The organism is Pseudomonas cremoricolorata (assembly GCF_000759535.1).
Classification (GTDB): domain Bacteria; phylum Pseudomonadota; class Gammaproteobacteria; order Pseudomonadales; family Pseudomonadaceae; genus Aquipseudomonas; species Aquipseudomonas cremoricolorata_A.
This window is the reverse complement of sequence record NZ_CP009455.1, coordinates 658,133-681,256: the sequence shown is the minus strand read 5'-3', so window position 1 is coordinate 681,256 and position 23,124 is coordinate 658,133. Positions and strand designations below refer to the sequence as shown.

Genomic DNA, 23,124 nt, shown 5'->3' with positions numbered 1-23,124 from the left:
CTGACCTGCGAACGGCGGCTCGCCGCTCGCAGGTCAACCTTCCTGGCCGAACACCCTTCAAACGATGAAGATTTGCCTTACAGGCATTAGCGCCAAGGCCTCCCCTCGCTGCTAATTTTTCCTGCACCGGTTCGTTCTATAGGGACGACGCGTCCGCGCGTCTCCCGCCTCTGCAACCGGATGCCTCGACATGAACGCTGATCAATCCCTCACGCTCGCCGGCCGCTTCATCGGCCTGCCTCTGGACAAGCGCCGTGCCTTTCTCGCGATGCTGGAAAAGGAAGGGGTCAGCTTCCAGCAACTGCCGATTCCGGCAGGGGTCGAGGCGAGTGATCGGCATGATCTGTCGTACGCCCAGCAGCGCATGTGGTTCCTCTGGGAGCTGGAGCCGGACAGCGGCGCCTACAACCTGCCGGCAGCGGTGCGCCTCAAGGGCGCGCTGAATGTCGCCGTGCTCGAGCAGGCCTTCGCTGCTCTGGTCGAGCGCCACGAAACCCTGCGCACGGTGTTCCGCCGCGAGGCCGACGGCCGAGTGCAGCAGGTGGCGTTGCAGGCGCCGGTAAGCGTGCAGCAGCAGTCACTGGCGCATCTGCATGACGCTGAGCGTGAACGGCAGGTCGTGGCGCAGGCCGAAGCCATGGCCGTGCAGCCGTTCGACCTGCTGACTGGGCCGCTACTGCGCATTCGCCTGCTGCACCTGGGCGATGACGAACATGTGCTGCTGCTGACCCTGCACCACATCGTCGCCGACGGCTGGTCGCTGGCGGTGCTGATCGACGAGTTCATCCGCGCCTACAGCGCGTTGCTTTGCGGCCGCCAGCCCGAGTGGCCGGCGCTGCCGATCCAGTACCGCGACTACGCCCTGTGGCAGCGCCGCTGGCTGGAGGCCGGCGAACGCCAGCGCCAGCTCGACTACTGGCTGACGCAACTGGGCAGCGAGCACCCAGCGCTGGAGCTGCCCAGCGATCGCCCACGCCCGGCTCGACCCAGCTACCGCGGGCGGCGCCTGGCGTTGTCTGTCGAGCCTGCATTGGCCGAGCGACTGCGCGCCCTGGCGCGGCGCCAGGAGGTGTCGCTGTTCGTGGTCCTGCTCGGCGCCTTCAGCCTGCTGCTGCAGCGCTACAGTGGCCAGCACGACATCCGCATCGGCACGCCCATCGCCAACCGCAACCGCGCCGAGGTGGAAGGGCTAATCGGCTTCTTCGTCAACACCCAGGTGCTGCGCACGCACATCGACAGTCAGCAGTCGGTCGCCGTCTTCCTGCAGGGCCTCAAAGCCGTGGTGCTCGGCGCCCAGGCCCACCAGGACCTGCCTTTCGAACAACTGGTCGAAGCCCTGCAATTGCCCCGCGATGCCAGCCGCACGCCGCTGTTCCAGGTCATGTACAACCACCAGCCGCAGGTGAGCGACATCGCCAGCTATGCCTTGCCCGCTGGGTTGAGCCTGCAGCAGGTGCAGTGGCAGAGCAGCACCACGCAGTTCGACCTGACCCTCGACACCTTCGAGAAAGCCGGCGAACTGCACGCCGCGCTGACCTACGCCACAGACCTGTTCGATTCAGCGAGCATCGCGCGCATGGGCCAGCACTGGACTGTACTGCTGCAAGGACTGGTGGAGGGTGACGAACAGCGCCTGGCCGAGTTACCCATGCTTGCCGCCGACGAGGCGCTGGCGACCGTGCGCGAGTGGAACCCCGCCGTGCGCGAGCACGCCGTGCAGCACTGCCTGCACCAAGTCATCGCCGCGCAGGCCGAGCAGCGCCCCGAGGCTATCGCCATAACCGCTGGCGCTGCCTCACTGACCTACGCACAACTCGACCGCCGTGCCAACGCCCTCGCTCACCGCTTGGTCGAGCAGGGCGCCGGCCCTGATGTGCTGGTGGGTCTGGCTGCCGAGCGCAGCGTGCAGATGTTGGTGGGCCTGCTGGCGATCCTCAAAACCGGTGCTGCCTACGTGCCGCTTGACCCGGCGTATCCGCACGAGCGGTTGGCCTACATGATCGAAGACAGCCGCATGGCGCTGCTGCTCGGTCAGCCCCAGGTGATGGAACGCCTGCCGCTGCCGGCGCAGTTGCCGGTGCTCAACCTCGAAGGTGATGCCGAACGCGCAGATGCCCCGCAGGTAACCGTCAGCCCCGACAACCTCGCTTATGTCATCTACACCTCCGGCTCCACCGGCCAACCGAAAGGCACCTTGCTGACCCACCGCAACGTGCTGCGCCTGTTCGCTGCCACCGACGCCTGGTTCGGCTTCGATGAGCGCGACGTGTGGACGCTGTTCCACTCCTTCGGCTTCGATTTTTCGGTATGGGAAATCTTCGGCGCGCTGCTCCATGGTGGGCGGCTGCTGGTGGTCGAGCAGGACGTGACCCGCTCGCCGCGCGAGTTCTACCAGCTGATCTGTGCCGAACAGGTCACCGTGCTCAACCAGACGCCATCAGCGTTCAAGGCGCTGATGCAAGTGGCCTGCGCCGAGCCTGGCGAACACGCGTTGCGCAAGGTGATCTTCGGCGGCGAAGCGCTGGATGTGAAAAGCCTGCGCCCGTGGTTCGAGCGCTTCGGCGATCAGGCGCCGCAACTGGTGAACATGTACGGCATCACCGAAACCACCGTGCACGTCAGCTACCGTCCGCTGCACCTGGCTGATCTGGACGCCGAAGCCAGCAGCCCCATCGGCGCCCCGATCAATGACCTCAGCTGGTACCTGCTCGACGCCGACCTCAACCCGGTGGCCAAGGGCTGCATCGGTGAGCTGTACATCGGCCGCGCCGGGTTGGCGCGGGGGTATCTGAACCGCGGCGGCCTCAGCGCCACGCGCTTCATTCCCAACCCATTCGATGAACAAGGCGGGCGCCTGTACCGCTCTGGCGACCTCGCCCGTTACCGCGCCGATGGCGGCATCGACTACATCGGCCGTATCGACCACCAAGTGAAAATCCGCGGTTTCCGTATCGAGCTGGGCGAGATCGAAGCGCAGTTGCTGGCCGATCCACAGGTCGGCAGCGTCGCGGTGCTGACCCACGGTGAAGGCGAAGCACTGCAACTGGTCGCCTATGTGGTGCCGAACGATAAAGCGCTGCTGCACGCCGATGCCGACACCCAGGCCGCCACCCGCGAACAGATCAAGGCGCGCCTGCGCGGGTCGTTGCCGGACTACATGGTGCCTGCCCATCTGCTGCTGCTGGAAACCCTGCCGCTGACCACCAACGGCAAGCTCGACCGCAAGGCCTTGCCGCAGCCGGACGCCAGCCTGCTGCAAGGCGCCTACGTCGCACCACAGGGTCAACTGCAACAGACCATCGCCCAGATTTGGGCTCAGGTGCTGCAGTTGCCGCAGGTCGGCGCCGAGGATGATTTCTTTGCCTTGGGCGGGCACTCGCTGCTGGCCACGCAAGTGGTCTCGCGCCTGAGTCAGGCGCTGGGCCGGCCGGTGCCGCTCAAGGGCCTGTTCGAACACGCCACCTTGCGCGCCTTCGCCGCCAGCCTGGAGGTCGCCGACGCCACCGTTGAAGCGCCGCTGCGTGCAGTCAGCCGTGAGCAGCCGTTGCCGTTGTCGTTCGCCCAGGAACGTCAGTGGTACCTCTGGCAGCTCGACCCGCAGAGCAGCGCCTACCATATTCCCAGCGCCTTGCTGCTGAGCGGCCCGCTGGATGTCACGGCGTTGGAGCAGGCCTTCAACTGCCTGCTCCAGCGTCACGAATCCCTGCGCACCACCTTCCGCCACGAGGGCGCGCAGTTGGTCCAGCGCATTGCCGAGCCGGCGCCGCTGCGCATCGCCGTGGAAACCCTGGCCGACCATGCCGAGCGCGAAACCTGGCTACAGGCCCAGGCCAGTCAGCTGTTCGACCTGGAGCACGGTCCACTGCTGCGCGTCGGGCTGCTGCGCGAATCGGCAGAGCAGCACGTGCTGGCGGTGACCCAACACCACATCGTCTCCGACGCCTGGTCGATGCAGCGCATGGTCGAGGAACTGCTGCACGCCTACGACGCCCTGCGCCAGGGCCGCACGCCAGATCTGCCGGCGCTGCCGGTGCAGTACGCCGACTACGCGGTGTGGCAACGCGAACGCCTGGCGGCGGGTGAGGGCGAGCGGCAACTGGCGTACTGGCAGGGCCATCTGGGCAGCGATCACACGCCGCTGGAGCTGCCGCTGGACCACCCACGTCCGGCCCAGGCCAGCGGCCGTGGCGCCACGCTTGCACTCGAGCTGTCCGCCGCATTGGTGCAGCGCCTCAGGGCACTGGCCCAGCAGCAGGGGGCGACGCTGTTCATGCTGTTGCTGGCCTCCTGGCAGGTGCTGCTGCACCGCTACAGCGGTCAGGCGCAGGTGCGCGTCGGCGTGCCGGTGGCCAACCGTCAGCACCTGGCGACCGAGGGCCTGCTGGGCTTCTTCGTCAACACCCAGGTGCTGCAAGCACACATCGACCCGCAGATGTCGCTGCGCGCGCTGCTCGGCCAGGTGCGCCAGCGCGCAGTCGAGGCGCAGGCTAATCAGGACCTGCCCTTCGAACGTCTGGTCGAGGCGCTGCAACCGCAACGCAGTCAGGCCCATCACCCACTGTTCCAGGTGCTGTTCAACCACCAGGCCGAGGCCCGGCAGCAGGCCGCGCAGCGTCAGCTGGGCGAGCTGCGCCTGCAAGGGCTGGCGCTGAGCGCCAGCAGCACGCAGTTCGACCTGATGCTCGATACCTTCGAGTCGGCCGATGGCCTGCAAGCGCTGTTCACCTACGCCACCGAGCTGTTCGACGCCGCCAGCATCGAGCGTATGGCGCGGCACTGGCAGACGCTGTTGCAGGGTATGGTCGCCGCGCCTGAGCAACGCATCGGCGCACTGCCGCTACTGGATGACGCCGAGCGCAGCGCGACCTTGCTCGACTGGAACCCGCAGGTCGCCGACTACCCGGCGCCGCAGTGCCTGCACACACTCATCGCCACGCAGGCCGAGCAGCGCCCCGAGGCTATCGCCATAACCGCTGCCGGCACTTCACTGACCTACGCGCAACTCGACCGCCGCGCCAACGCACTGGCCCACCAACTGCTGGAGCAGGGCGCCGGCCCCGACGTGCTGGTGGGCCTGGCCGCCGAGCGCAGCCCGCAGATGCTGGTCGGCCTGCTGGCGATTCTCAAGGCCGGTGCGGCGTACGTGCCGCTCGACCCGGCGTATCCGCACGAGCGGTTGGCCTACATGATCGAAGACAGCTGTATGGCGCTGCTGCTTGGTCAGCCGCAGGTGGTCGAACGCCTGCCGCTGCCGGCGCAGTTGCCGGTACTGAACCTCGACAGCGATGGAGAACGCGAAGATGCCCCACAGGTGGCGGTCAGCCCCGACAACCTCGCTTATGTCATCTACACCTCCGGCTCCACCGGCCAACCCAAAGGCACCTTGCTGACCCATCGCAACGTGCTGCGCCTGTTCGCGGCCACCGACGCCTGGTTTGGCTTCGATGAGCGCGACGTGTGGACGCTGTTCCATTCCTTCGGCTTTGACTTCTCAGTGTGGGAAATCTTCGGCGCGCTGCTGCACGGCGGCCGCCTGCTGGTGGTCGAGCAGGATGTGACCCGATCGCCGCGCGAGTTCTACCAGCTGATCTGTGCCGAACAGGTCACCGTGCTCAACCAGACGCCATCAGCGTTCAAGGCGCTGATGCAGGTGGCCTGCGCAGAGCCTGGCGAACATGCGTTGCGCCAGGTGATCTTCGGCGGCGAAGCGCTGGATGTGAAAAGCCTGCGCCCGTGGTTCGAGCGCTTCGGCGATCAGGCGCCGCAACTGGTGAACATGTACGGCATCACCGAAACCACCGTGCACGTCAGCTATCGCCCGCTGCACCTCGCTGACCTCGACGCCGAAGCCAGCAGCCCCATCGGCGCCCCGATCAATGACCTGAGCTGGTACCTGCTCGACGCCGACCTCAACCCGGTGGCCAAGGGTTGCATCGGTGAGCTGTACATCGGTCGCGCCGGGCTGGCGCGGGGGTATCTGAACCGCGGCGGCCTCAGCGCCACGCGCTTCATTCCCAACCCGTTCGATGGACAAGGCGGGCGCCTGTACCGCTCTGGTGATCTCGCCCGTTACCGCGCCGATGGCGGCATCGACTACATCGGCCGCATCGACCATCAGGTGAAGATCCGCGGCTTCCGCATCGAGCTGGGCGAGATCGAAGCGCAGTTGCTGGCCGATCCACAGGTCGGCAGCGTCGCGGTGCTGACCCACGGTGAAGGCGAGGCGCTGCAACTGGTCGCCTACGTGGTGCCGAACGATAAAGCGCTGCTGCACGCCGATGCCGACACCCAGGCCGCCACCCGCGAACAGATCAAGGCGCGCCTGCGCGGGCCGTTGCCGGACTACATGGTGCCCGCCCACCTGCTGCTGCTGGAAAACCTGCCGCTGACCACCAACGGCAAACTCGACCGCAAGGCCTTGCCGCAGCCGGACGCCAGCCTGCTGCAAAGCGCCTACGTGGCGCCGCACAGCGAACTGCAGCAGCGTCTGGCGGTGATCTGGCAGGACGTGCTGGGCGTCGAGCGGGTCGGCCTCGACGATGATTTCTTCGCCCTCGGCGGCCACTCGCTGCAACTGGTGATGCTGCTCTCGCGCATCCGCAGCGATCTTGGCGTGGAGCTGAAGATTCGCGACTTCCACGGCCTGCGCAGCCTCGGCGAACTCGCCACCTATTTGCAGCCCCACGCATCGACCCAGGCCCGCGACGCCGAGCTGGATCAGATCTTCGGCGTGCTCGATGAACTGGAGATGGACAATGTCTGAACACGCCGCGCGCAACCAGCACCTGGTTGAACGCATCCGCGGGCTGGGCGCCGACAAGCGCCGCCAGCTGTTCGCCAAGCTGCACGACATGGGCATCGAAGTCGCCCGCCTGCCCATCGTCCCGGCCGCGCCCGGTGAGGCGTTGCCGCTGTCCTTCGCCCAGCAGCGGCAGTGGTTCCTCTGGCAACTGGCGCCGAGCAGCAGCGCGTATCACATTCCCACCGCGCTGGTGCTGCACGGCGCGCTGGATGTCGAGCGCCTGCACGCCAGCTTCGCCGCGCTGCTGACGCGCCATGCCAGCCTGCGCACGCGCTTTGTCGAGGCGCACGGTGAGGTCAGCCAGGTGGTCGACGCCCATGCAGTGCCGCACATCGAAACGCTCAGCCTGGCGCGCGATAGCGCACCGCTGGAGCAGTGCCTGCGCGACTGCGTTGCCGAGTTCACCGCACGCCCATTCGACTTGGCCAACGGCCCGCTGCTGCGCGTGGGCCTGGCGCCGATCAGCACCGACCAGCACCTGCTGGTGCTGGTGCTGCAGCATATCGTCACCGACGGCTGGTCGATGGGCGTAATGGTCGAGGAACTGCTGGCGGCTTATCAGGGCGCGGCCCACACCTTGCCGGCGCTGCCGGTGCAGTACAGCGACTTCGCCGCCTGGCAGCGGCAATGGATGGCGGCGGGCGAGGGCGAGCGTCAGCTGGCCTACTGGAAGGCCCAGCTCGGTGACCCTGAACAGGTGCTGGAACTGCCCAGCGACCACCCGCGTCCGGCAGCCATCAGTCCTGCTGGCGCGCGGGTGCCGATCAGCCTGCCGGCGCCCTTGGTGAGCGACTTGCGCCAGCGCGCGCGGGCCGAGGGTGTCAGCCTGTTCGTGCTGCTGCTGGCCTCGTTCCACACCTTGTTGCACCGTTACAGCGGCCAAGCCCTGGTGCGCGTCGGTGTGCCGGTGGCCAACCGCACGCGGCTGGAAACCGAGCGTTTGATCGGCCTGTTCGTCAACACCCAGGTGCTGGCCGCCCAGGTGCAGGACGACGAGCCGTTCAGCACCCTGTTGCAGCGGGTCAGCCAGCAGGTGCGTGAGGCCCAGGCGCATCAGGATCTGCCCTTCGAACACTTGGTCGAGGCCCTGGGCGTGACCCGCAGCCTCAGCCACAATCCGCTGTTCCAAGCCATGCACAACCACCAGGACGGCGTGCAGCAGGCGGCGGCGTTGCAGCTGCCGGGGCTGCGCGTCGAGCCGTTGCAGTGGGACGCCGCCACCGCACAGCTCGACCTGACCCTGGAAACCCAGGACGACGGCAGCACGCTACACGCTGCGCTGATCTACGCCAGCGACCTGTTTGAGCACGCGCGCATCGAGGCCATGGCCCGGCACTGGCTGAACCTGTTGCAGGGCATCGTCGCCGCCCCCGCTGCTCGCGTCGCTGAACTGCCGTTACTCGATGCCGCGCAGCGCGCGCTGATCGTCGAGCAGTGGAATGCCACCGCCAGCGACCGCTACCCGCTGGACACCCCGGTGCAGCAGCTCATCGAGCGTCAGGTGCAGGCCAGCCCCGAGGCGCCGGCGCTGCGCTTTGCCGGGCAGACCCTGAGCTACGCCGAACTCGACCAGCGCGCCAATCGCCTGGCCCGGCACCTGGTCAGCCTTGGCGTCGGTGCCGAAGTGGTGGTGGGCATCGCTGCCGAGCGCAGTGTGGAGATGGTGGTCGGCCTGCTGGCAATCCTCAAGGCCGGCGGCGCCTACGTGCCGCTCGACCCGGAATACCCCGAAGAACGCCTGGCCTACATGATCGACGACAGCGGCATCGCGCTGCTGGTGAGTCAGTCGCACCTGCGCCTGCCGTGTCCGGCCGGCGTCACCTGCCTGGCACTCGATACTCTGGAACTGGATGAGCTTTCAGGCGCCGCGCTGAACGTCGCGGTCGACCCCGAGCAACTGGCCTACGTCATCTACACCTCAGGCTCCACCGGCAAGCCCAAGGGCGCCGGCAACCGCCACCGCGCGCTGACCAACCGCCTGTGCTGGATGCAGGAGGCCTACCGCCTGCAAGCCGGCGAGGTGGTGTTGCAGAAAACCCCGTTCAGCTTCGATGTCTCGGTATGGGAATTCTTCTGGCCACTGCTCAGCGGCGCCTGCCTGGCCGTGGCCGGGCCGGGCGATCACCGTGACCCACGGCGCTTGATCGAGCTGATCGAGGCGTACCAGGTGAGCACCTTGCACTTCGTGCCGTCGATGCTGCAGATGTTTCTGCTCGACGAGCAGGTTGGCCGTTGCACCAGCCTGCGGCGCATCGTCTGTAGCGGCGAGGCGCTGCCGGTGGATGCCCAGGAACAGGTGCTGGCGCGCCTGCCCTGGACCGCGCTGTACAACCTCTACGGCCCGACCGAAGCGGCCATCGACGTCACCCACTGGACTTGCCGCGACGAAGGCCGCGACGCCGTGCCCATCGGCCAGCCCATCGCCAACCTGCAAACCTATGTGCTCGACGCTCAGTTGCAGGCCGTGCCAGCCGGTGTGGTCGGTGAGCTGTACCTGGGCGGCGAAGGCCTGGCGCGCGGGTATCACCGGCGCCCGGCACTGACTGCCGAGCGTTTCGTCACCAGCCCGTTCGGTGCCGGCCAGCGCCTATACCGCACCGGCGATCTGGCCAGCCAGCGCGCCGATGGCGTGATCGAGTACCGCGGGCGCATCGACCACCAGGTGAAAATTCGCGGCCTGCGCATCGAGCTAGGGGAAATCGAGGCGCGGCTGATGGAGCAGCACGCCGTGCGTGAAGCGGTGGTGCTGGCGCTCGATGGCGTGCTGGTCGGCTACGTGGTGCCCCGCCAGTGGCAACCAGAGGCCCAGCCGGCATTGCGCGAGGCGCTGCGTGAACCGCTGCGTCAGGCGCTGCCGGACTACATGGTGCCCAGCCAGTTGCTGTTCATCGAGCGCATGCCGCTCAGCCCCAACGGAAAACTCGAGCGCAAGGCCCTGCCGCGTCCTCAGGCCAGCGCCGTGCAGGCGCACTACGAGGCGCCGCGTGGTGAGCGAGAGGAGTGCCTGGCGGCAATCTGGCAAACCGTACTCAAACGCCCGCAGGTGGGCCGCAGCGACAACTTCTTCGAGCTCGGTGGCGATTCGATTCTGTCGATTCAGGTGGTCAGCCGCGCGCGCCAGGCCGGCCTGAACTTCAGCCCCAAGGACCTGTTCCAGCACCAGACCGTACAGGCCCTGGCGGCGGTTGCGGTGAGCGCTGCGCCCAGCGTGCAGATCGACCAGCGCCCGCTCAGCGGCGACACGCCGTTGCTGCCGTTCCAGCACTGGTTCTTCGAGACGATCCAGGCCAGCCCGCAGCAGTGGAACCAGTCGCTGCTGCTGACCCCGCGTCAGCCAATCGAGGCCACGGCACTGGAGCGCGCGTTGCAGGCGCTGCTGCGCCAGCACGATGCCTTGCGCCTGCGTTTCAACGCCGGGCGCGGCCACTTCGCCGCGCTGGAGGCCGAGCCTGCGGCGCTGCTGTGGCAGGAGGCGGTGGCCGATGATTCAGCCCTCAACGACGCTGCCGAGCGCGCCCAGCGCAGCCTCGATCTGGCCCACGGACCTCTGCTTCGCGCGCTGCTGGCCAGCCGCGCCGATGGCAGCCAGCGCTTGCTGCTGGTGATTCACCACCTGGCGGTTGACGGGGTGTCGTGGCGGGTGCTGCTTGAAGACCTGCACGCGGCCTATCACCAGCAAGCGCTGCCGGCCAAGACCCATTCGCTCAAGGCCTGGGCCGAGCATTTGCAGGCCGCGGCGCAGTCGCCGCGCCTGGAGCAGCAATTGGCCTACTGGCAGGCCCAGGCGCTGGACCTCGATCTGCCTGAGGCCCGTTCTGGCGCACGCCTGTGCAACCGCGACGCGCGCAGCGTGCAGACGCGGCTGTCCGCCGAGCAGACCCACCGCCTGCTGCAACAGGCGCCTGCGGCCTATCGCAGCCAGGTCAACGACCTGCTGCTGACCGCCCTGGCGCGGGTCATCGGCGACTGGAGCGGCTGCGACGAAGTGGCCGTGCTGCTCGAAGGCCATGGCCGCGAGCCACTGGGCGCCGAGCTCGACCTGACCCGCAGTGTTGGCTGGTTCACCAGTTTCTATCCGCTCAGGTTGCCCGTGGCCGCCGAGCTGGGCGACTCACTGCGGCAGGTCAAGGAGCACCTGCGCAGCGTGCCGGACAACGGCGTCGGCTATGCCGCCCTGCGTTACCTGGGCAGCCCCAAGACCCGTGCGGCACTGGCTGCGCAGCCGTTGCCACGCATCACCTTCAACTACCTCGGCCAACTCGATGGCAGCTTCGCCGGCGACGATGCGCTGTTCGTTCCGGCCAGCGAGCCGCGTGGCCAGGAGCAGGCCGCCGATGCGCCGTTGGGCAACTGGCTGACCCTCAATGGCCAGGTGTACGGCGGTGAGCTGCTGGTGGACTGGCAGTACAGCGCGCAGATGTTCGAGGACAGTACCGTGCAGCGTCTAGCGAGCGCCTACGAGCAGGCGCTGGGCGAACTCATCGAACATTGCTGCGCTGCCGGCAGCGGCAGCCTGACCCCCTCGGACGTGCCGCTGGCCGGCCTCGACCAGGCCGCCCTCGACCGCTTGCAGCTCGATCCACGCCAGGTGCAAGACCTTTACCCGCTGTCACCGATGCAGCAGGGCATGCTGTTCCACAGCCTGTACCAGCCGGGCGACGGCGCCTACATCAACCAACTGTCGGTGGCGGTCGATGGCCTTGACCTCGAGCGTCTGCGCGGCGCCTGGCAGGCGGCGCTTGATACCCACGACAGCCTGCGCAGCGCCTTCATCGAAGGCGAACGGCCGCTGCAAGTGGTGCAGCGCCACTGCGCGCTGCCGTTCGCCGTGGATGATTGGCGCAATCGCCCAGACCAGGCTGATGCGCTGGCGGCGTTGAGCGAGCGCTTGCGCCTGCAAGGCTTCGACCTGCGCCGCGCGCCGCTGCTCGACCTGCGCCTGCTGCGCCTGGGCGATGAGCGCTACCAGCTGCTGTTCACCTGCCATCACCTGCTGCTCGACGGCTGGAGCAACGCACAGTTGCTCAGCGAAGTGTTGCAGCGCTACCACGGCGTCGCAGTGCCAGCGCCGCTTGGGCGCTACCGCGACTACATCGTCTGGCTGGCCGGGCGTGATGCCCAGGCCACCGAGCAGTTCTGGCGCGAACACCTGCAAACGCTGGATGCGCCGACCCGGCTGGCGGCCGCTTTGCCGTCCCCAGGCGCTGCCGAGCATGCCCATGGGCAGCATCTGCGGGAACTGGACGCTGCCGCCTGCGAACGGCTCAACGCCTTCGCCCGGCAGCACAGCGTCACCCTCAACACCGTTATGCAGGCGGCGTGGGCCTTGCTCTTGCAGCGCTACACCGGGCAATCCACGGTGGCCTTCGGCGCCACCGTGGCCGGACGCTCGGCGCCGCTGCCGGGTATCGAGACCCAAGTGGGGCTGTTCATCAACACCTTGCCGGTGATCGTCAGCCCCAAGGGCGAGCAGCACCCGGCAGCGTTCCTGGCCGACGTGCAGGCCTACAACCTGGGGCTGCGCGAGCACGAGCACACGCCGTTGTTCGACATCCAGCGCTGGGCCGGGCAGGGCGGTGAAGGGCTGTTCGATACCTTGCTGGTGTTCGAGAACTACCCGGTGGCCGAGGCCCTGCAACAAGGCGCCGGCGCCGGCCTGCGCTTCGGCGCGGTGAGTACGCAAGAGCAGACCAGCCTGCCGCTGACCCTGCTGGTGGGCGTAGAGGCGGGCATCAGCCTGCACTTCCAGTACCACGCCGAGCAGTTCAGCGCCGCGCAGGTCGAGGCGATTGCCATGCATCTGCTGCAACTGCTCGGAGGCTTAGTGCAGCAGCCGCAAGCTTTGGGCGAACTGAGCCTGCTCAGCGCCAACGAACGCCAGCGCATGCTGCTTGAATGGAACGCCGAGGCCAGGCCTTCGGTGGCGGCGCGCTGCATCCACAGCCATATCGCCGAGCGCGCCAGCGAACAGCCTGAGCACCTGGCAGTGATCGACGGCGACCACCAACTGAGCTACGCAGCCCTGGAGCAACGCGCCAACCGCCTGGCGCAGCGCCTGGTCGGCATGGGCGTTGGCCCGGAAGTGCGTGTGGCAGTGGCCTTGCCACGTTCGAGCGACCTGCTGGTGGCCTTGCTTGGCGTGCTCAAGGCTGGCGGCGCCTATGTGCCGCTCGACCCCGATTACCCGGCAGAGCGCCTGGCCTACATGCTTGCCGACAGCCGCGCCCAGGTGCTGATCAGCCAGGCGACGGTGCGCGCCGGACTGACGCTGGAAGCCTCGCTGCAGGTGCTCGACATCCAGCCGGGTCAGCACTGGCTGGCCGAGTATCCGGCCAGCGCCCCGCACACCACGGTCAGCCCGGACAACCTGGCCTATGTCATCTACACCTCCGGCTCCACCGGCCTGCCCAAGGGCGTGGCCATCACCCACCGCAACGTCCAGGCGCTGCTCGACTGGTCGCAGCGCACGTTCAGTCGCGATGACCTGCAAGGCGTGCTGGCCGCGACCTCGGTGTGCTTCGATCTGTCCGTCTGGGAAATCTTCATCACCCTGGCCAGCGGCGGCTTTTTGGTGCTGGCGCGTAACGCCCTGGCGCTGCCAGAGCTGCCTGCCCGCGACCGTGTGCGCTTGATCAACAGCGTGCCGTCGGCCCTGGCCGCGCTGCTGCGCGCAGGCCAGGTGCCAGCCAGTGTGCGCATCATCAACCTGGCCGGCGAGACGCTGAAGCAGGCGCTGGTCGATGACCTCTATCAACTGCCGGGGGTAGAACAGGTCAACGACCTCTACGGCCCTTCGGAAGACACCACTTATTCCACCTGGAGCGTGCGTAAAGCCGGCGGCACGGCGAGCATCGGCCGGCCATTGCCGGGCACCGGCAGCTACCTGCTGGGCGACGACCTGCAACCGGCGCCACTGGGTGTCGGCGCCGAGTTGTACCTGTCGGGCGCGGGCCTGACCCGGGGCTATCTGGGCCGGCCGGGGTTGACTGCCGAGCGTTTCGTGCCCAACCCGTTCGGCACACCTGGCGAGCGCCTGTACCGCACCAGCGACCTGACCCGTTACCGCGCCGACGGCGTGCTGGAGTACCTCGGCCGGGTCGATCATCAGGTCAAGATTCGCGGCTTCCGCGTCGAGCTGGGCGAAATCGAGGCGCGCCTGCTGGCCTTGCCTGAAGTGCGCGAGGCCGCCGTGCTGGCCTGCGAACTGCAAGGCGGTGTGCAACTGGTGGCCTACCTGGCAGCCCAGGGTGTGGATGCCGAGGCGGCGCAGCAGGCGGACCTTGGCGCGACGCTCAAGGCGCGTCTGGCCGAGCAGTTGCCGGGTTACATGGTGCCGGCCTTCATCGTCTGGCTGCCGGCGCTGCCGCTGACACCCAACGGCAAGCTCGAGCGCAAGGCCCTGCCGGCTCCCCAGCCCGAGGTGCAGTCGGCCACGCGGCGCGCGCCGCACAGCCCCTTGCAATGCCAGCTGGCCGAGGTCTGGCAGGAGGTGCTTGAGGTGCCTGAGGTGGGCCTGGACGATCAGTTCTTCGAACTGGGCGGCCACTCGCTGCTGGCGACCCAGGTGATCGCCCGGCTGCAGACGCAGTTGTCGCAGCCGGTGAGCCTGCGCGACCTGTTCCAGCACCCGCGCCTGGAAGACTTCGCTGCGCAGTTGCAGGCACGCAGCGCTGAGGTACAGGCGCCGCTGCCGCAACTGAGCGCCGCAGGTGCCGAGGCCGGTGCGCTGCTGTCGCTGGCGCAGCGGCGGCTGTGGGTGGTCGAGCAACTGTCCGGCGCCAGCGGCGCCTACGGCATGCCATTGGCGCTGCGTCTGCACGGTGAATTGCAGGTGCCGTTGTTGCGCGAAGCACTGGCCGAGGTGATGCGTCGCCACGACGTACTGCGCACAGCCTACATCGCCGACGACGAAGGCGATCCGCAGGCGGTGGTGCACGCCGTGGTCAGCGTCGAGTTGCCGCTGCACGACCTCACCGGCCTGAGCCGCGCCGAGCAGGAATCGGCGGTGGCTGAAGCGGTGCTGGACAACGCCAGCACGCCGATCAGCCTGCTGCTGGCGCCGCTGTTGCGTGGCCGGGTGCTGCGCCTGGGGGCGCGCGAACACGTGGTGCTGTACGCCATGCACCACATCATCTCCGATGGCTGGTCGATGTCGCTGCTGGTCAATGAACTGGTCGAGCTCTATGGCCTGCTGCGCGACGGCCAGCCGGCGCGTCTCGAACCGTTGCCGGTGCAGTACAGCGACTACGCCCGTTGGCAGCTGGCGATGCAGCAGCAGGGCGTGCTGGCGGCACAGGGCGATTACTGGCGCCAGGCGCTGGCCGGCAACTCGGGGTTACTCAGACTGCCCAGCGATCAGCCACGCAGTGCGCGGGCAAGCGGCGCCGGGGCGGATTTGCCCGTACACCTCGATGCCGCCCTGGTGACTGGCCTGCAGGCGCTCGCCGGGCAGGCCGGCACCACCCTCTACAGCGTGCTGCTGGCGGCCTTCCAACTGCTGCTGCACCGCGCCAGCGCCAGCGATGACGTGCTGGTCGGTGCCGACGTCGCCGGACGCCCGCGCGCCGAGCTGGAGCGCTTGATCGGCTTCTTCGTCAACATCCTGCCGCTGCGCTCGCGCTACGCCGCCGAGCAGCCGCTGCGCGACTACCTGAGCGCCACTGCCGCCATCGCGCTGGCCGCCTTCGAACACCAGGACCTGCCCTTCGACATGATCGTCGAGGCCGCCGGTGTGGCGCGCCAGCGTGGGGTCAACCCGCTGGTGCAGGTGCTGTTCGTGATGAACAACCTGCCGGTACGCGACAGCAGCCTCGATGCGCTGAAGGTCGAGGTGCTGCCGGCGCTGAGCCGTTATTCGAAATTCGACATGGCCCTGTTCCTCGACCAGGACGGTGACGGCCTGCGCGGCACCTGGCAGTACGCCAGCGAGCTGTTCAGCGCCGAGCGCGTACGCGCCCTGGCCACGGACTGGATCGGTCTGTTGCAGCAGATGCTGCGTGAGCCGGACATCAGACTAGGAGATCTCAAGATGAGCACCGATACCGCCGCCGCCGTCGCCCTTTCGACCCCTGCCGCGGCGACCCCTGCCGCGGCGCCTGCGCGGTCGAAGATGGACAAGCTCGGCACGTTTCTGAAAAAGCCCCGGCTGGCCGAGCCGCGCAGCGCCGTGGCCGTGCGCGAATCGTTGCTGGCGGCGCCGCAGGTGTTCCCCTTGCTGATCGAACCCAACGACCCGGGCCTGGACCTGGTGGCCTGGGTGCAGGACAACCGCGCCTGGATGGAAGAAAAGCTCTCGCGCCACGCCGGCTTGCTGTTCCGCGGCTTCGCCATGCACGACATCCATGCCTTCGAGGCCTTCGCCGAGGCGGTGCAACCGGGGCTGTACGGCAACTACGGCGACCTGCCGAAGAAGGAGGGCGGCAAGAACACCTACCGCTCGACGCCGTACCCCGAGAACAAGATGATCCTGTTCCACAACGAGAGCTCGCACCAGGACACCTGGCCACGCAAGCAGCTGTTCTTCTGCGAGCAGCCCTCGCCGGTCGGTGGCGCTACACCGGTGGTGGACTGCCGACTGATGTACCAGCGCCTGCCGGAAGCGGTGCGTGACACCTTCGAGCGCAAGGGCCTGCTGTATGTGCGCACCTTCGCCAGCAACCTCGACGTGTCGTGGCAGCACTTCTTCAAGACCGACGAGCGCGCCGAAGTCGAGGCCCGCTGCCGCGCCGCCGGCATCCAGTGGACCTGGTTCGACCACGACGAACTGCAGATCCGCACACCGTGCCCGGCGATCATTCGCCATCCGGTGACCGGCGAGAAGACCTTCTTCAACCAGGTGCAACTGCACCACATCCATTGCCTGGACGCCGATGTGCGCGACGACCTGCTGGCGCTGTTCGGCGCCGAGCGCATGCCGCGCCACGTCTACTACGGTGACGGCACGCCGATCGACGACGCCACCATGACCCTCATCGGTGAACTGTACGAAGCCTGCGCGGTGCGTTTCGACTGGCGCAAGGGCGATGTGATCCTGCTCGACAACATGCTCGCCGCCCACGCCCGCGACCCCTTCGAGGGGCCACGCAAGATCGTCGTGGCGATGGGCGAGATGGTCGAGCGCCAAACCCTGGCACAGGCGCCCAGCGCCGCGCCGCTGACTCAAGAGGCTGACGCATGAGTGACATCGATCTGCAACACCGTGGCGCCGGCCTGGCCCTGCTGGCCGAGCAACAGCACTGGAGCGACCCGGCCCACGGCGCTGATGGCCTGCACCTGCTGCGCATCGACATCGCCGGCGAGCTGGATCAGCCGGTCCTGCACGCCGCGTTGAATGACTTGGCGCTGCGCCAGCAAGTGCTGACCAGCGCCATTGCCGCCGTGCCCGGCTACCACGGCCAGCGCCAGTTCCCCGCTGCGCGTGCGCCGCAGGTGCCGCTGAGCGTGAATGACGGCACGTCAGCCGAGGACATTGCCGCCTGGGTGGCGCAAGCGGCCCAGAGTGCGCGCATCGCGGCCCGGTTGCAGCGGCTGGGGAGCGGCGACTGGCAACTGACCCTGGCGCTACCCAAGGCGCTGCTCGATGCCGGCAGCCTTGGCGTACTGGCCGAGCAGTTGCTCGATGCCTATCGCCAGGGGCCGGCGGGTGCCGATGACGAGCTGGGTCAGTTCGACCAGTACCTGCAATGGCGCGCCGAGGTGGTGCTCGACGAAGACGCAGGCCAGGCCGCGCAGTACTGGCAGGCGCACCTGGGCAATCCCGCGGTCTCGCTGCCACAGCTGCCGTACCGACGCAGCGGCGTGCACGCAGCGGTGAACGGTGTGGCCCAGGTGCAGGCCGCCGTCCCCACTGAGCTGCGCCAGGCCGTCGAAGCCTTGGCCGGTGCCCAGGGCGTCAGCGCCGACAGCGTGCTACAAGCGGCCTGGTGGCTGTTGCTGGCGCGCCTGAGTGGCCGCTCGGCGCTGATCGCTGGCTGGCGCCACGATGGGCGGCATGATTACGGCTTCTTCGAGCAGACCTTGGGCCTGTTCGAGAAAACCCTGCCGCTGCACCTGCCGCTGGACCTGCAACGCCCGTTCGATCAATGCCTGGCGCAGCTGGCCGCAGTACTCGACACACACCGCACCTGGCAGGAGTACTGCCCAGGCAGCAGTCGCGCCACACCGCCCAGCCACAGTTTTGCCGTGCGCCGTCTGCCTGCGTTCGATGAAGTGCGTGGCGCGCAGTGGACCGCGCAGGTGTCTGCCGGCCTGGAGCCGGGAATCGAGCTGGCCTTGCAGGTGGGACTGGACGCTGCCGGTGCCGTGCAGGCCCTGAGCCTCACCTACCTCAGCCAGCACTACAGCGCCGCCGCCATGGCCGGGCTGCTGGCGCAATACCAGGTGCTGCTGCGCGGCATCGTCGCGGCACCGGCCACTGCCGCCGGCGACCTGCCGCTGCTGGGCGATGTCGAGCGCAGCCGCTTGCTGGCGCTCAACCCGCCCAGCGCTGCCCTCGATACTCGCCTGAACCTGGCCGAGCGCATTCGCGACTGGGCTGAATCGACCCCCGATGCCACTGCGCTGGTCAGCGCCGCGCAGACCCTGAGCTATGCCGAACTGGAGCAGCAGGTGCAGACCCTCGCTGCGCACATGGCCGCCCACGGTGTGGTACGCGGCCAGCGCGTGGCCCTGGCGCTGCCGCGCTCGGCGCACTGGCTGGTGGCAGCGCTGGCGAGCTGGCGTCTTGGCGCGGCCTGGCTGGCCCTCGATCCGCAGTGGCCTGTTGCGCGCCAGGCGTTGCTGCTGGAGCAGGCCGGCGCTGCGCTGCTGGTCAGCGAGCAGCCGCAGGAACATGAGATCACCCAGTTGCACCTGGCCGGGCTGGATTTCAGCCACGCCCCAGCCATCTTGCCCGAGCAGCCCGCACTCAACGCCAGCGATCTTGCCTACGTGCTGTTCACCTCCGGCTCCACCGGCACTCCGAAGGCGGTGGCCGTCGAGCACGGCGCGCTGTTCAACTACGTTGCCGCCGCCAGTGCCGCCCTCGACCTGGCCAGTTGCCGGCATTTCGCCTTCAGCGCCAGTGTGGTGGCCGACCTGGGTCACACCAGCCTGTTCGGCGCGCTGTACCACGGCGCCACCTTGCACCTGGCCGACGACGCCACGGTGCAAGACGCCCAGGCCTTCGCCGGGTTCATCCGCGAGCAGGCCATCGACTGCCTGAAAATCGTGCCCTCGCACCTGGCCGCCTTGCTCGACACGCCGGCACCAGCGCTGCCCGCCACCCTGGTGCTGGGCGGCGAAGCACTGCCGCCTGCCTTGGCTGAACGCCTGCTGCATCAGCGCCCCGAGCTGCGCCTGTTCAACCACTACGGCCCGAGCGAAAGCACCGTCGGCGTGGCCGTGCACCGCGTCACCCTCGACGACCTCGACGCCGCTGCACTGCCGCTCAGCCACGTGCTGGCCAACAACCAATTGCTGGTGCTCGACGCCCAGCGGCGCCTGGTCGCCAGCGGCGAGTTGGGCGAGCTGTACATCGGCGGCGCGCAGCTGGCGCGCGGCTACCTCAACGCCCCCGACGCCCAGGCGCAGGCCTTCATCGAGCACCCGTGGCTGCCCGGCCAGCGCCTCTACCGCAGCGGCGACCTGGCGCGTTACCGCCCCGAAGGCGGCATCGTGCTGTACGGGCGCGCCGACCAGCAGGTCAAACTGCGCGGCTTCCGCGTAGAACTTGCAGAAATCGAAGCGCAACTGGCGGCGCTCGCAGGCGTCAGCGAAGCGGCAGTGGTGCTCGATGCGCAGCACGAACCGCTGGCCTTCGTCACCGCGCTGGGCACCGCACCGGCGGATGGTGCCGAGTCGCTCAAGGGGCAGTTGCAGCAGCGCCTGCCCGCGGTGATGGTGCCGCGTCAGGTGCACGTGCTGGCGCAGATGCCGCGTCTGGGCAACGGCAAGATCGACCGCAAGGCCCTCGCCAGCCTGGATCTGGGCGCTGCGCAGCAGCCCTACGTGGCCCCGCGCGACGCCCTGGAGAACCTCCTCGCCGGGCGCATGGCGCAGCTGCTCGGCAGCGAGCGGCTGAGCGTCGAGCAGGACTTCTTCGCCGCCGGCGGCCACTCGCTGCTGGTGATCAAGCTGGTGGCCGGCATCCGCAAGTTGCTGCACTGCGACGTGCACCCCGGCGTAGTCTTCGACAACCCCAGCCCCGCCGCCTTGGCCCAGGCCCTGCGCCTGCAGGAGGCCGCCCCCGGCCAACTGGAAAAACTCGCCACCGCCCGCCTGCGCCTGGAGGCGATGAGCCCGGAAGAGAAGGCGCGCTTGCTGGAGAAGGCGCAGTCGTTGGGGTGAGGGGCTGGGACTGATGGGCGGCCGACGCGTTCTGCGTGGGGATGTTGGTCGCCTGGGTTGGTCAGTGTGTGACTAACAGCGCGTTGCAGCCGTTAGCCACGAAGGGCCAGCAAGGTGGCCCAATACCGATCTGTTCAGATGCGGACTGCTTGCTCCAGCAAAAGTGCGCTGCCCGCAGGAACAGCCTCGCCGCGGTGGGCTGCCCTGAGGCTCTGCACGCTCGAGTGAACAGTGTTCTATCGGTAATGCACAACGGCACGACCTGCGTGTTGATCGCTTAGCACAACGTTTGTGAAAAATTCCTAATTTCGTCTACCCACCTCTCGTCTAGTCAGCGTACAAGTGCGACCGCACGGTCGGCCTGTGCCGGGAGGCCGGTTTGCAAGGGATTGCCAGACGTCCGTCAGCTGGCCTGAGAGTCGGCGATAGACCAACACAACACGTACGGAGTGGATCAGGAAATGAAATCGGAACAGGCGAGGCTCACCCGCAGCCTTGGCATCTGCGGCCGCGCCCGCTGGCGCGCGTCGGCATCGGCGGTGGTGCTCGGGCTGGCCTTGGGCATGGTCAGCGTGGCGCAGGCTGAAGTGGCCGAGGTGAACATTCCTTCGGCGCCGTTGAGCGATGCGCTGACCCAACTGGCCCAGCAGACCGGACTGCAGATGCTGTTCGAGCCGGGGCTGGTCAGCGGCAAGCGCGCTCCGGCGGTGTCCGGGGCGATGGAGCCGACCCGTGCCCTCGACCTGATCCTGCGCGATGCTGGCCTGTCGTACCGTATCGACAACGGCACGGTGATCATCACCCCGGCTGGCGCCAACCTCGGCGCCAGCGCCGGTGGCGCCATCGAGCTGGGTGCGACCAGCATTTCCGGGCAGGGCATGGGTGAGGCCACGGAAAACTCTGGTTCCTACAAGGCCGGGCTGACCAGTGTCGGTTCGAAAACGCCGATGTCGATTCGTGAAACCCCCCAGTCGGTTTCGGTGATCACCGCCCAGGCCCTCAAGGATCGGCAGATCACCAGCCTCGGCCAGGCCATGCGGGCTACTCCGGGTGTGACGGTGAAAAGCCTCAACTACCGCACGCCCAAGTACTACTCGCGCGGTTTCGAGATGAAGAACATTCAGATCGATGGTGCGGCCAGCCTCGATTCCAACGGCGGCTACTCCAACCACCTGTACAACATGACCGAGTTCGACCACGTTGAAGTGCTGCGCGGTTCGGCGGGTCTGTTCGGAGGCGTGGGCGACCCAGGCGGCATCATCAACCTGGTGCGCAAGCGGCCCCTGGACACTTATCAGCTCAAGTTCGACGCCTCGGCCGGCAGTTGGGACAACTACCGTTCGCAGGTGGATGTCACAGGTCCCCTGGGCTTCGATGGCGCGCTGCGCGGTCGTCTGGCCGCCAGCTACACCGACCGCAAGTACTTCATGGACAACCGTGGCACCGAGAACCCCTCCATCTACGGGGTCCTGGAAGCGGACCTGAGCCCGGATACCATGCTCACCCTGGGCGGTCGACTGGACAAGACCAAGGAGACCGGGACCGGTGATGGTCTGCCGTTCTACCGGTACGGCGGCAAGCCCAACTACAGCCGCAGCTATTGGCCGACCACCGACTGGTCCTACTCCGACCATGCCTCCAACGAGGTCTTCGTCAAGCTCGATCACTACTTCAACGACAACTGGAAGCTCAACACCACGCTGACCCATGTGTTCGACTCGGTGGAGAGCCAAGGCGCGTTCATCTATGGCGAACGCGTCGGGAATACCGGCCCGCAGTGGTACGGCAGTTACCAGCGCGCCACCAGCGATCAGACGGTGGTGGACATGAACCTGTCCGGCCATTTCGAGTTTCTGGGGCGCGAGCATGAGTTGCTGTTCGGTGCCGACGGGCAGGCGATCAACAGCCGCTGGCGCGCTGCCGACGGTAACGCGGGGCTGGGAACGCCCTATGAACAGCCGTGGTTGAAGAACACCATCAACAAGGATTTCTGGCGCGACTACAAGCCCAACAAGCAAAAGCAGTACGGCGTTTATTCCACCCTGCGCCTGCAACTGGCTGACCCGCTCAAGCTGATCGTCGGCGCGCGTGCCACGCGCTACTCGTTCGAGCAGACCTACGCAATGAAAGTCCCCAAGGACGGACCGTGGGTCGACTCGAACATCGTCGACTTTCGTCAGCCGACCAAAGTGGTTCCGTTTGGCGGACTGGTATTTGACCTGAGCAATGAATGGTCGGCCTACGCCAGCTATTCGGAAATCTTCAATCCTCAGCCCATGTATCAGGCCGGGCCGCTGCCAGGTTCGTCACTCGAGCCCATGGTCGGCAAGACCTACGAGACCGGGTTGAAGGGCGAATTGCTCGATGGTGCGCTGAATGTCACCGCGGCGCTGTTCTATTCCGAACGCGAGAATCAGGCCGTGCTCGACCCCCGCTACCCGGCCGAGTCGGTTCTGTATGGAGGCAGTTGCTGCTACCTGTCGCGCGGCAAGGTGGTCAGCAAAGGCGTCGACCTCGAGGCCAGCGGCGAGCTCATGCCGGGCTGGGAGTTGATGGCGGGTTACACCTTCAACCGCAATCAGGACCGCTCCACCAGTGCCGTATTCAGCAGCGTCACGCCCAAGCACCAGGCAAAACTGTGGAGCACCTATGTGCTGCCAGGCCAGCTGTCGGACTGGAAAGTCGGCGGTGGTGTCACGGCGCAAAGCGGCTACTACGTCAACATGATCGATTACGAGTACAACGACCTCGGCGAAATCACCAAGGAAACGCCAGTAAGGTTGAGTCAGGGCGGCTATTCGACCTGGGATGCCATGGTGGAGTACAAGCTCGATTCGCACTGGACGGTGGCCTTCAATGCCAACAACCTGTTCGACCGCAAGTACTACGAAACCTTGACCCACACCGCCTACGCCAACTACTTCGGCGAACCACGCAACTTCATGCTGAGCGTGCGCGGCGTCTGGGACTGAATCTTTCCCTGCGCAGCCCATGAC

General features: G+C 67.4%; 4 protein-coding genes. All 4 read left to right on the top strand.

The genetic code is table 11. The features are described from left to right. Positions 1-190 precede the first annotated feature (190 nt). The 4 genes from LK03_RS02870 (at position 191) to LK03_RS02855 (ending at position 23,100) form a co-directional block, all read left to right on the top strand. Complete coding sequence (locus tag LK03_RS02870; RefSeq protein ID WP_049870416.1) at positions 191-6,763, top strand: non-ribosomal peptide synthetase; 6,573 nt, start codon at positions 191-193, stop codon at positions 6,761-6,763. After that, positions 6,717-16,979, top strand: a complete 10,263-nt coding sequence (locus LK03_RS02865; protein ID WP_430962067.1) for an amino acid adenylation domain-containing protein — start codon at positions 6,717-6,719, stop codon at positions 16,977-16,979. Before LK03_RS02870 ends, LK03_RS02865 begins: the two co-directional genes overlap by 47 nt. Then, complete coding sequence (locus LK03_RS02860; RefSeq protein ID WP_038410980.1) at positions 16,976-20,128, top strand: non-ribosomal peptide synthetase; 3,153 nt, start codon at positions 16,976-16,978, stop codon at positions 20,126-20,128. The genes LK03_RS02865 and LK03_RS02860 overlap by 4 nt, the downstream gene beginning before the upstream one ends. A 461-nt stretch (positions 20,129-20,589) precedes the next feature. Continuing rightward, positions 20,590-23,100 carry a TonB-dependent siderophore receptor gene (locus LK03_RS02855; protein WP_038410979.1) on the top strand — a complete coding sequence of 837 codons (2,511 nt, stop codon included), beginning with the start codon at positions 20,590-20,592 and terminating at the stop codon, positions 23,098-23,100. Positions 23,101-23,124: the final 24 nt, after the last annotated feature.